Raw genomic sequence first — 12,521 nt, 5'->3', positions numbered from 1 at the left:
AATTCCCCCTTATGCTGACAGCGGTTTTAACCCTAAAGCCTGCCAACGATTTTCATGATCAATTCGCAAGAGTAATGCAATGACCACACAATTAATTACCATACTTGCACCACCATAACTCATTAATGGTAATGTTAGACCTTTTGTTGGCAATAAGCCCGAATTTACGCCCATATTAATAGTGGCTTGTAAACCAAGCCAAAAAGTTAAGCCATAAGCAGCATAGGATGCAAATAAACGATCTTGAACATGAGCATTATAAGCAATGGTCATGCCACGAATCACCAAAATGGTGTATAAGGCAATTACCACAAGAATACCCATTAAACCCAATTCTTCCGCTAAAACTGCGAATAAAAAATCAGTATGTGCTTCAGGTAAATAGAGCAACTTCTGAATACTTTCTCCTAAGCCAGCACCAAACCAGCCACCACGACCAAAAGCAATCAAAGACTGAGTTAACTGATATCCACTATTATATTGATCTGCCCAGGGATCTAAAAATGCCGTTAAACGGGCAAGACGATAAGGAGAAGAAACAGCCAAAAAGGCCAGTGCGCCAATTACCACAAGCATTAAACCTATATAATACCGCAACTTGACCCCTGCAAGAAATAACATTGCCATAACCGTGCCCGAAATAACCACTGTCGCACCAAAATCAGGCTCACGCAGAAGTAAAACCGAGACCAAAGCTAAAACCATCATCGGTCGAATAAAACCACCAATACGCTCACTTACCGCTTCTTGTTGGCGCACTAAATAACCTGAAAGATAAAAAATCATAGTTAATTTGGCTAACTCAGACACTTGAATACCAATAGGCCCTAAAGCAAGCCAACGGCGGCTACCATTTACAGTACGGCCAATACCGGGCACTAAAACTACTAAGAGCATTAAAAGACAAATAATCAGCATGGGCGTGCTGATACGTTCCCAAAAACTACTGTCTGTGCGAATAACAAATAAGGCAATCAATAAGCCAGCAAGTAAGTAACACGATTGGCGAATCAGAAAATGAAAAGGTTCATGGAAATATTTAGTAGAAATCATAACTGAACTTGAAGCCACCATCATCAACCCAATGACCAATAAGCCGATAACAACTCCTATCAGCCATTTATCATATAGTGAAATAGGCCTGCTTACTGGTTTGCCTCGTTGATTGACATGTCTTGGGCGCATAAAGTTACAATCCACCTACTAAAGCAGTAAATTGTTCACCGCGATGATTAAAATCACGAAACATGTCCATGCTCGCACAGGCAGGTGATAATAATACCACATCACCAGGTTTTGCTTGTGTTTTTGCCATTTGTACTGCACTGTCTAGTGAAGAAGCTCGCGCAATAGGCACCACATTCGCTAATGCTGCTTCAATTTTATCAGCATCTTCCCCAATTAAAACAATCGAACGCACATAATCTGCAATTGGTTGTGCCAATTCACGAAAATCAGCACCCTTTCCTTGCCCACCCGCTATAAGCACAATCTTTCCTTGCATAGAGCCCCCTATTCCATTAATTGCGGAGATTGTTGCCCCGATATTGGTTCCTTTCGAGTCATTAATCCAATCCACATCATTAAGGCTACGCACCCATTGGCAACGATGAGATAAACCCGTAAAGGTAGTCAGTACATGAATCATATGCTGCAAAGAAATGCCTGCAGCATCAGCCAAAGCACATGCGGCAAGCGTATTAAGCCAATTATGTACCCCTTTGATTAATACCGATTCTGCCGATAAAAAGCAAGTAGTTCCTTTCGCAAGATAAATTTTATGATCTTTAGTTCTTAATCCCCAATCGCCTGCTGCCGGTTCATTTTGACCAAATGAAATTGCTTTTGCTACAAGAGACTTAGGAGTTGTATACGCATCATCACGATTAAATAAAGTTACTTGCGCATGATGATAAACCCGTTGTTTCGCCTCAATATAGGCCTCCATACTGTGATGTCTATCTAAATGATCAGGAGATACATTAAGAATTGTTGCCGCTACAGGTTTTAATGAATGAGTTAAATCCAATTGAAAACTGGATAACTCTAAAACCCATAAATCATATTGATGCTCATCATTGAGCATATCCAGCACTGGAGTACCAATATTGCCAGCAACCGCAACCTTATAGCCAGCGGCTTTAGCCATCTCACCAACTAAAGTAGTCACAGTTGATTTTCCATTAGTGCCAGTAATGGCAATAACTGGTGCATGAACTTCTCGTGCCAGGCATTCAATATCCCCATACACAGCAATACCAGCTTGCTTGGCTTGTTGCAATAAGGGTAGATCTAATGCCAACCCAGGGCTTGCGATCACATCCGTTACTTGGCTTAAAATATCCATAGGGACCTGTTGTACATACACGGTCACCTCAGGAAACTCTACTGTAAAATCAGCTAAGCCTGGTGCTTGTGGACGCGTGTCAAAAGCAATAAACGGTTTATTATTTCTACGCAAATAACGTGCTACAGATAAACCTGTTTTACCTATGCCTGCAACCAAATATAAGGGATGTTTCATGAATCCACCTTCATTTATCGAAGTTTTAAAGTAGCCAATCCACAGAGCACAAATACCACTGTAATAATCCAAAAGCGCACAATAATTTTAGGCTCAGTCCATCCTTTTAATTCAAAATGGTGATGTAAAGGAGCCATACGAAATAGACGCTTACCGTGAGTATATTTAAAATAACCCACCTGTAAAATGACTGAGAGTGTCTCAATTACAAACAATCCACCCATCAGTAAAAGCACTAATTCCTGGCGTACTACAACAGCCACAATACCTAAAGCTGCACCCAAAGCTAAGGAACCAACATCTCCCATAAATAACTGCGCAGGATAACTGTTGTACCAAAGAAACCCTAAACCTGCACCGACAATTGAAGCACAGAAAATAGTTAATTCCCCTTCATTAGGAACAAAAGGTATACCTAAATAATGAGCATGAACTGCATTACTTGAAGCATAGGCAAATACTCCTAAAGCACCAGCAACCATGACAATCGGCATAATCGCCAAGCCATCAAGACCATCGGTTAAATTCACCGCATTGGAGCTCCCCACAATCACAAAATAAGCTAAAACAGGAAATAAAATACCTAAACCAATCGTTGCTGTCTTAAAAAAAGGAATCGTTAATTGCGTATGCACTGGCAAAGTCGCATTGACATATAAATAAATTACAGCAATTAAAGCAATAACTGACTGCCAAAATAGCTTCCAGCGCCCTGGCAAACCTTTACTGTTTTTTAATACCAGTTTACGATAATCATCAACCCAGCCTACTACCCCGTTACCTAACGTAACTAAAAGAACGAGCCATAAGCTGGATTGTTTCAAATCTCCCCATAATAGACAACTGACGGTGATCGCCAATAAAATCAATACGCCCCCCATAGTTGGGGTACCTGCTTTCGACAAGTGTGATTGCGGACCATCATCGCGGACCATCTGACCAATTTGCATGTTACGTAACCAGCGAATGGTAACAGGGCCACAAACTAGTCCTACGATAAGAGCAGTTAAAGCTGCTAAAATGGACCTGAATGTCAAATATTGAAACACACGTAACGCATGATACTGTCCTTGAAACAACTGCGTTAGCCAGTAGAGCATAATTCTTCCTCTCGTTAAGTAGTACCTAAAAATTATCTGTGTGGCCTTGCTTCATTTTCAGGATTAATGCAAAACTCTAAAAAATACAGACAGTGGGCCAAAAAGCGGCCAAGCATAGCATACACATACAGCTCAATTAAGCAGTTTATTCACAATTTTTTCCATAGCACTAGAGCGAGACCCTTTCACTAAAACAACTGTATCTTGAGTTAACTTTTCGAGCAAATTTTGAATTAATTGTTCCTGATCAGCAAAATGCTCACCACCAACACCAAATGACTCAGTCGCCAATTTACTGTAAGTACCACAACTTAAAAAGTAATTAATTCCCAAACGGCGAGCTGCCAATCCTACTTCTTGATGATGTTGTGTTGCCCAAATGCCTAACTCCCCCATATCTCCAAATACAAAAATTCGTTTTGCAGGCCATTTTGCTAAAACTTCCAACGCGGCCAAGACAGAGCGCAAATTAGCATTGTAGGTATCGTCAATTACTGTTGATTGATTTTTGCCTTTAAGCACAGTAAGACGTCCTTTGACTCCGGAAAAACCATTAAGTCCGTTTTGAATTTCTTTAACCGAAACTCCTACCGCATGACAACAAGCGGCTGCAGCTAAAGCATTACGGATATTATGCATACCAGGTACTTGTAACTGAATGTCTGTACGACCATTAGGTACTATTAACGAAAAATGCCCGCATCCATGTTCATCGAGGCGAATATCTTGCGCGTAAATATCCGCCGGATGTTCAATCGAAAAACGCAACACTTTTTTATGAAAAAGAATATCATCCCAAAAATGAGCATAAGCATCATCATCATTCACCACAGCAATACCTGTAGGGGATAAGCCTTGATGAATTTCCCCCTTGGCACGGGCCACACCATCAATAGAACCAAAACCTTCCACATGCGCGGGAGCAATATTACTAATTAAAGTAACATCTGGATGCACAATAGCCACAGTATGGGCAATTTCCCCAGGATGATTAGCACCTAGTTCAAAAACTGCGTAACTATGCTGATTATTAAGCTGTAATACACTTAAGGGAGCGCCAATATGATTATTTAAGTTTCCTTTAGTTGCGTGTGAAGGAGTGGGCAAAATGGCAGCAATCATTTCTTTTGTAGTTGTTTTTCCGTTTGAACCGGTTAAGGCAATAACTGGACAATGAATATTTTGGCGATGTGCAGCAGCAATTTTCGCTAAAGCCAATAAAGGGTCAGCAACAACGAGCTGGGGGATAGTTACACCTATAACAGCACGCGCCACAATTGCAGCTACAGCACCTTTTGCTTCGGCTTCTTTAATAAAATCATGGCCATCAAAACGCGCTCCCTGGATGGCAATAAACAAACTACCGGGCTTGAGTTCACGACTATCAGTGCACACGTTGGAAATTTCAACATTCACCTGACCTGGTTGAGCAAGTAATGCAGCTACTGTATTTAGATTCATAGTATTAATAGATGGCCAAAAGTCTAGTGTACTAACACTTTAGCGTAGAGTTCAAGGGTCTAAGCATTAGAAGCCTGGTTAAAAGACCATACGCTATAAATTTTATAGCGTATGGCCATTACACAATAGCAGCCATGACAGCGTTTCAGTACAAACTGCTATAAGGTCTTTTCCTTGAACTATTTTTTTCTTCAGTTTTTTCAGAAAGCACCGTTTTTTGCAATTGATAAGAGGCTACAAACATTGCAGATTCTGCTGAATTGCTGTTAGTTAATAATAACGATAAGTTCTCTTTAGTAAGAAGGTTATCAATGAATTCAAAGGAGAGTCCTGTTAGAAATGTCAATGAAGTTTCACGAACGGATGAGTCAGTATCCTCTAATTTCTCAATAGCAACAGCTATTATCTTCTGTTGTTCTTCTGCTTTTAAGCGAGGAAACAAAGTTATCAGGCTATACGGCATTTGAAGATCTAAAAGCTCATGCGGATTTTTTCTTTTCATAAGTGCGTCGACTATCTGTTGCTGTTCATCTTGTTTAAGATAAGGGGAAAAAAAAGTTACCACGCGCTCCAGGACTTCAGTATCCTTTATTTTCATAACCGCATCTACTACCCGTTGTTGTATGCTCGGTTGCAGGTTGGAGAATCTATTACTCAAAATTTTTAGGATGAAACATTGCACTCCGGGATTATAAATCATTAATTTTTCAATCATAACGTCCACCATCCGCAATTGTTCATTCGGCTGTAGGTGAAGAAATAGAGTATCCAGCGCTTGAAGTGCAGAATAAGTGATATAGCAGATATTTTGTGCCAATGCATCAATAATACCATCCAGTATTTGTTGCCGCTCATCCGGATTGAAGTAGAAAAATAGAGTGCTCAGTGCGTGCAGTATCTCACCAGAAGCGAAATGCGGATAGGCCAAATAGAATCGCTCCATAGCCTTCTCTCGTATTTGTTGTTGTTCATTTGGTTTTAGGTAGGAGAATAGAGGGCTTATTTTTTTTAACTTAGCATCATCATTAAATTTGTTGGGAGTTACTATGCTTATAACCGCTTCGATGACTTCTTGTTGTTTCTTCGGTTGTAGGTGAGGAAGCATGGTGACCAGAATTTTCCCTGCGGCATAACTGACATCAATATCTGCATTTGCGACGTTATTAATAACATCACTTACTATCTGTAACTGTTCATTTGACGATAGGTGGGGAAGCAAAGCTTCTACAGCTTCTAGGCCTTGTTGTATAAAAAATGCCCTCTTATCCAAAAGTAGTCTCTGTATCCGTTGAATTAGCTTAGTACGTTGTCCCGGAGTTAAAATAAGTACCAGGGGAAGCAAATATTTTAATGATAATCGCTCGATGGATTCATCAGGCAAATAGTACTTTAGTTGTTTTGCCAAGCATACTAAGCCAGTTAATTTATAATTATCAGAAGATTTTTTGACTCTTTCTTTAATTAAGTGAATAATTTGATTTCCATTATCTTTATTATAATCATTCAAATAGTTTAGGCTATTTTGTGAAGACATAGACCAATTTTTCATGAGTTGTTTTTGACATGCTCTTGCTGCATCATCACTTCTTTGGAACAAAATTTTTGTAGCCAAATAAAAACCTTGTCTGTTGAGCTGCGGAATTTTTTCCAATAATTTCGTGGCAGAAAACTTATCTAATATATTTTCCAGAATTAATTCAGGTAAGTTAAAAAAAGAGGCTGGGGAAGAAGATAAGGGGAACATGACTAATGACTCCTGTTTTTACACTATATAAGATTAACAAATTGACTATTATATCAAAATAATATCAAATTGTTAAATATAAGTCATTTTTAGGATGCACCAAATGAAACAATAGTTGAGCTATAGGAAATTCAGAAATTAATAATTTTAACCTAGCCCAATTCTTTTTGTTTGCATTTCTAAACATTCCATAGCTTGATGGACAAGAGTTTTGACTTTACTAGGTCCAATTGAGGCATCATAGTCAGGATATCTACGCATCACTTCAACCAACTCTTCTTTGCTTCCGGTGCCTTCACGTAACATGTGATGTGCCGCTTTTAGGACCTCTCTTTTATGATGATCTGACTTACCATTTTTCTGTTCGAGCTCAGCAAGTTTTTTCTCTATTTTTGGCAGCAAAAGATCTGGAGTTACATTTCTCACATAGCTTCCTGAGTGATGATTTGAGAAGAAAGCATATTTTCTTTTTTTCGATTCAGTAGACTGAGTTAACATAGAGGAATTTTCATGCATTAGCTTACCAAAACCATCTTTATAAATTTCGCTATTACTCTCACTATCATTAACTATAAATTGGTTTAATTGCTTAATTTTGTCTTTTATAGGCATCTCCATGGCAATAATAGCTGTGAGATTATCAATTATTACTGCCCGTTGCCGTTTCTTCATTGCTAATTTACAGCTATCTTCTGGCTTACTTAATTTAGCGATATCCTCATCTATCTGTGCCATTAACTTCTTACTATTTGCACAAACTGCAACCAAAGCATCATATAAGTTAAGTGTTTTAACAAAAGCATTAATTTCATTTGCTACCTGATGCCTATTACTGTGTTCGCATTTGTCTACTAATTGCTTTTCATAGGTATTAAGATACGTGATTTTTTGATGCATGCCTGCGTTCATCTCCTTTGGAGATTTAGCAAGCAGTTTTTCTTTCTCACCTTGCAATTGCGCATAATTACTCAAATTATCTTTATTAGTAAGTAATTGGTAATTACCTAACTTATCTCTAAATGATCTCACAAAAGCGACATGCTCTTGTAGCTGCTCCATATAAGCACGCTTTTCAGCCTCACCACTTCTTGAGAAGTCTTTATTTTCAAAAGCCTGTACTTCTTTTTCAAAAGCCTCAAATTTAGTAAGGATCTCTTGAATTAAAGAGTTCGTCTTTTTACCTTGAATCTGCTTTTTTACTTCTTCAATTACTTTAAGATCTATAGTAGTCTGTTCATAGAGTTTTTTAACTTGTTGAACAAAGTTCTCACCTTGCGTGATCGAAGGGTTCATTACCTCCACAAGTAAACTATTTAACCTATCTCTAATAGTTTGCTCAATTAAAGTGTCTTGACCTATGCTACTCAAGATTGATTCTTTACGCTCATCTAATAATTGCTTTATATCTTGAAAAAATTGCTTGGCATAAACACCCATCTTTGGGGTAACTAAAGGACGAATTTCTTGCTCCAAGATCTTTTCATAGGTTTCTTGTTTAAATTGCTCAAATTTTCTGGTATTTGTCGCTTCTTTTTCTTTTTTTAACTCCGTTAAATAATCTACTCTTTCCTGGGCAATTCTAATTTCCATCTGTCTCACTGGAGTCATTTTGCTCGCTGTTTCTTGAAGTGCTTGCACTCTTTCTTGCTCATGAATTATTCGCTTTGAAATAATATTGTTATCTGTTACTAATGTTAAAATTTCCTGATTGGAAAGAGGCATCTGCATACTCGTCACCAGCTTCTCAAGGAAGCTTTCAAATTGCTTAGTCAATGTAGAAGATAAAACCCCTGGTTTCAAACCTAGTGCACACTCAGCATCATCGGTTAACAAAATTATTGATGCCACTTCGCTTTGCACACTTTTTAGTTTTTCCACAATTAACTCGCGACTTCCGACACTAACATTTATTAATGCGGCATAAAGTGCTTGGACTGATCTAAAAAGTTTTTGTAGTTTTTCAGGAGTTACTCCTATATTCGATAAAGGTAAAATCATCCCTTCCAGAGCAACAACAAAATTTTCTTTATCTTGCGCTAGAGCAGGTAATTTCTTAATGCCCTCAATGACTTTTTGTAGAGTCTCCTTTTGCTTCATTTCATCTGATTTTTCTACAATCATTTCTTGAGAGGAGTCGGTCTGTGCAATAAGGTTTGCAGTAAGCGCTTTTCTTATGCCTTTAAGCTCTCGTATATAATAAAGACCTACCTGAGCTAATTCTTGTAAAGAATCAATATCCTGATTTTCTCTTTCTTGCCCTTTAGAAATATTTCCTTGCTTACCATGAAGACCATCTACTTTAGCCAGTTTTACTTTTATTTGTACGTTGATTTGATGTAAAGCATCTAAAATTTTCTCTGTCGCGAGAGTTTTTGCTAACCCTTGTGACTCTAGATCTTGGAGAAAAAGAATAAAACCTTGCTCAAATTCGTTAAAACGAGCATCCATTTCTTCAAGGGGGGTATTTTCGAAAAAATTAAACAGCTTATATTCTAACCAATCAATCACTTTAGGTATGAGGCAAGGATCATCGGTATGCTCCAAATATTCAGTTACCTCTTCAGGCATGTTTTGCAACATCACGGCAAATCGTGGATCAACTTTGGCTTTTGCAACAGCCTCACTCACTTTCTCAGCGGTCATTACCTTTGCTTGTTCAAAAAACTCCGCTAATTCTTTAGGCAGAATTTTAACCAAAGCAGCAAACTGTGGATTATTGCTTACATTTCTCAGTGCATTAATCATATTTGTGGCAGATGAAGAAACCGCCAAGGTTGTTTTACCGAAAAAGTAAGCTCTTGAGAAAATATTTTTTGTATATTGATATTCGTTTTGCTCTTCTAGCACAACAAATGATTCTCTTAAATAATAAAGAGCATTTATTGCATTTTTGTATAAAGCGGCCTGATTAGAATCGCTTGCATTTAACTGATAGGGACGAAAAACTTTTACTGAACTCTCTTGGTTAAGATGAAGAGTTTTTAGCATTTCAGTAGAAAGGTTGTTTTTCAAAAATCCAATTGCTTTTTGTAGGGCATTATCAATGACACGATAAACATAATTGAATAGAGTTTTGTACAAAATAGATTCAATTGAGTCACTTTCATTGATTAGATAGAACGGTTTTGGTGAACTAGCGTCGTAATGAAGCTCTTCCGCTACTCCAGTAGCAAGATTTTTTTGCAAAAACTCAATTGCTTTTTGTAGGGAATCATCAATCTTTGCGGATGTTTTATATACTCTTGCTTGGGTAAGTAGAGTGCCTTTAGATACATTACTTGATGGTTTTAGAATAATAGGATCCATTGGTCTTTCTTCTGATTTCGCTTGTAGATATTGCAAATAAAACACTTTCTTTGCCGCAATATTCTCTTGAATATTAAGCATGTTATCAGAAATATTTTCTCTACGAGCTAACAGGTCTGCAATAGCCAGCTCCTCTTCTCTCTTCGGTTTATCACTCATCAACGCAATAACGAGTTGCTTATCTAACTGATTTAATGACTCATCTTCTTTAAGCCCAATATATTTTTGGAATTGAGCATAATGTTTACGTAAGTATTCTTTTTCCTCTTCATTTGCACTACTTAGGAGTTGATGCTCTTTTGCAACTTCAGTGAGCATACTCATAAATGCAGTAAACTCAACTTTTGCTTGTTCCAAACTCGCTAATTCGTCACTCAAAGTGGATATTTCTTTATTAAGGCGTTCGAAAGGTAAATGTTCATCAACTGAGAGTTGTGCTAATGATAAGCATCTATCAGAAACTGGCGAAATGGATGTCTTTTTACCTGTTCTGACATACATCGATTCTTTTGCTCGGATTTGACTGGTTTTACTTAACTCTATTTGTGTTGTGATTGAAGTGATTTCCCTATTTATAGCGTCAGTAACTGAAGCACGTTGAATCAAAATCTTGTCAAATAAGGATTTTACTGCCAATCGAACAGGACGCTCGACTGCCGTTTTAGGACGCCTCCATAGCTCTTTTTCCTTCTCGGTTAAATTAAGATAGCCAACAATTGCCTTATCTAGTTGAGGATCTCTAACCACCATATAAGATTGGAATTGCTGATAAAGAAATGCTAATTCTTGTCTATCCTTGAGCGTGAGATTTTTAGGTCGCGCATTAATTTTTGTAAAAAATAATTCAGCAGCTTTAGCGACATTCTGTACTTCATGCATCTGTTTTTTTGCAGTATCAAGTCTTGCAATTTGTCGCTTTTCTCTTTGTTCTTTGAATGCATCATCAAATAAATAGGCTATTTTTCCTCTTATTTTGAATTCAGAATCTAATTCTAATTTATTTTGATTATCTTCAGTGACAAATAAGAAAGCTTTCACCAAATTTTTATTGGTTTTAACTCTTGCTTCTTCAATTTTAGTGTTAAGTGTTTCAATTAATTTATTGTAATATTGGTTAGCAGCATCTAAAGCTGGCTCAACTAGAAAGCCCGGTTTTAAACCCAAAGTTACCTCTAAGGCTTCCAATTCATCGATAATTGCTGGCAATATTTCGAGTTTAAAATGAAGTAATGCTTCTTCGAGCCTTGCATTTGCAGTTTTAGAAGTTGCTATCCCTATTTGGACTATGGATTTTGTATGCTCTTTCATAAAACCTGTCAATCTTCCAACTGCAGCAACATATTCAATCCCTAGCCCTTGCATCCATGTTTTAGCAGCCAGGCTATCCAAATTAGCAGCAAATGCCTTTGCGTCTTCTTTTCTTGCCTCTTTTTGTTTTAAAAGTCGAGGATCTAGAGGTTGTTCTGGCTCTGGTAATAATGCGCCGGTTTCAAGCAACATTTGTAATTGCTTGAAATATTCCGGAATATTGAAAACAGCTTGTCCAAGCAGATTAAAGCTTCCTTGTTCTGGAGTGATACGCTCTTTGGGTAGCAAGTTAAACATTTGTCCAAGAACTTGCCCCCAATTTTGTTCAATGACAATACGGTTAGGCGTAAATTGACTTAATTTCGCAATTAAGGGACTTATGTTTTGTTTCAGTTGATTAACATAAGGTCCAAATAGCACCTGAGCTGAAACATTAGAATTATTGATTAAATCGAACATTTCATAAACTTGTTTCACTGCTCTATAAAGATTTCGTGCAATTTTGGGTGCATGCGCTATTAATTCTTTGGGACTTGTTGTTTCACTAAGATTTATTGTTTCGAGATCTTGGAGTATTTTTTCAATATTTAACAAGATATTGATTACTTTTTTCACCAAGACTACTTGTTCAGGATCAGAAGAATCGATGTGATACGCTCTCCCTTTAAGTGGAGGCACCATCTTGACAGTGATCTGATCAGACATGATGTCGGGATTAGTAATCAACAGAGTCAGATTATAACGGATATGATTAACTTGTTTAGAGAGATGTAATTCCTTAAACTCGTCTACCATACTTTTAATCTTTTTATAATGTTCGTCCATTAAGCTCATTTTAATTACAAGAAATAAAAATCTTATACTTAATTATACTACCTAATTCTTATCAGAGTATTAAACTTGTATAAAAATCATAAAATCGAATTTCACTGATAAAATAATTTGTAGGTTGGGCCAAAGCCCAACCTACTTCTTTCAAGATTATACTTTGGTGAAATCACCCTGTCATGTAAAAAAATATTTCTTGAATCGAATACGAAAGATAAAATTCTTAGTATTGAACAAATCGATATAGATT

Annotated in this window: 6 protein-coding genes; all 6 read right to left on the bottom strand. The window is 37.3% G+C overall.

The window, feature by feature from the left end; translation table 11 throughout:
* Nucleotides 1-9 precede the first annotated feature (9 nt).
* Nucleotides 10-1,185 carry a putative lipid II flippase FtsW gene (ftsW, locus tag QM652_RS05525; RefSeq protein WP_415073653.1) on the bottom strand — a complete coding sequence of 392 codons (1,176 nt, stop codon included), beginning with the start codon at nucleotides 1,183-1,185 and terminating at the stop codon, nucleotides 10-12.
* A gap of 4 nt (nucleotides 1,186-1,189) precedes the next feature.
* Nucleotides 1,190-2,524 (bottom strand): UDP-N-acetylmuramoyl-L-alanine--D-glutamate ligase, encoded by a 1,335-nt coding sequence (murD, locus tag QM652_RS05520; RefSeq protein WP_415073651.1) that lies wholly within the window; start codon nucleotides 2,522-2,524, stop codon nucleotides 1,190-1,192.
* A gap of 14 nt (nucleotides 2,525-2,538) precedes the next feature.
* A complete protein-coding gene (gene mraY, locus QM652_RS05515; RefSeq protein WP_415073649.1) occupies nucleotides 2,539-3,624 on the bottom strand; it encodes a phospho-N-acetylmuramoyl-pentapeptide-transferase in 1,086 nt (361 codons plus the stop codon).
* 132 nt (nucleotides 3,625-3,756) lie between these two features.
* The gene (locus tag QM652_RS05510) at nucleotides 3,757-5,085 is read right to left on the bottom strand and encodes a UDP-N-acetylmuramoyl-tripeptide--D-alanyl-D-alanine ligase (protein ID WP_415073647.1); all 1,329 of its coding nucleotides are present in this window, start codon (nucleotides 5,083-5,085) and stop codon (nucleotides 3,757-3,759) included.
* 145 nt (nucleotides 5,086-5,230) lie between these two features.
* Complete coding sequence (locus tag QM652_RS05505; RefSeq protein ID WP_415073645.1) at nucleotides 5,231-6,829, bottom strand: hypothetical protein; 1,599 nt, start codon at nucleotides 6,827-6,829, stop codon at nucleotides 5,231-5,233.
* A gap of 147 nt (nucleotides 6,830-6,976) precedes the next feature.
* Nucleotides 6,977-12,268, bottom strand: a complete 5,292-nt coding sequence (locus QM652_RS05500) for a hypothetical protein (protein WP_415073643.1) — start codon at nucleotides 12,266-12,268, stop codon at nucleotides 6,977-6,979.
* Between the last annotated feature and the right edge of the window lie 253 nt (nucleotides 12,269-12,521).

It is taken from the genome of Legionella sp., assembly GCF_047605385.1.
In the GTDB taxonomy this organism is placed as follows: domain Bacteria; phylum Pseudomonadota; class Gammaproteobacteria; order Legionellales; family Legionellaceae; genus Legionella.
The sequence above is the reverse complement of the archived record's forward strand: the minus strand, read 5'-3'. Positions and strand labels throughout refer to the sequence as shown.

What these genes read in the sequence shown, in the direction of transcription:
- ftsW (WP_415073653.1), bottom strand. Translation starts at nt 1,185, where the DNA reads ATGCGCCCAAGACATGTCAATCAACGAGGCAAACCAGTAAGCAGGCCT.
- murD (WP_415073651.1), bottom strand. Translation starts at nt 2,524, where the DNA reads ATGAAACATCCCTTATATTTGGTTGCAGGCATAGGTAAAACAGGTTTA.
- mraY (WP_415073649.1), bottom strand. Translation starts at nt 3,624, where the DNA reads ATGCTCTACTGGCTAACGCAGTTGTTTCAAGGACAGTATCATGCGTTA.
- QM652_RS05510 (WP_415073647.1), bottom strand. Translation starts at nt 5,085, where the DNA reads ATGAATCTAAATACAGTAGCTGCATTACTTGCTCAACCAGGTCAGGTG.
- QM652_RS05505 (WP_415073645.1), bottom strand. Translation starts at nt 6,829, where the DNA reads ATGTTCCCCTTATCTTCTTCCCCAGCCTCTTTTTTTAACTTACCTGAA.
- QM652_RS05500 (WP_415073643.1), bottom strand. Translation starts at nt 12,268, where the DNA reads ATGGACGAACATTATAAAAAGATTAAAAGTATGGTAGACGAGTTTAAG.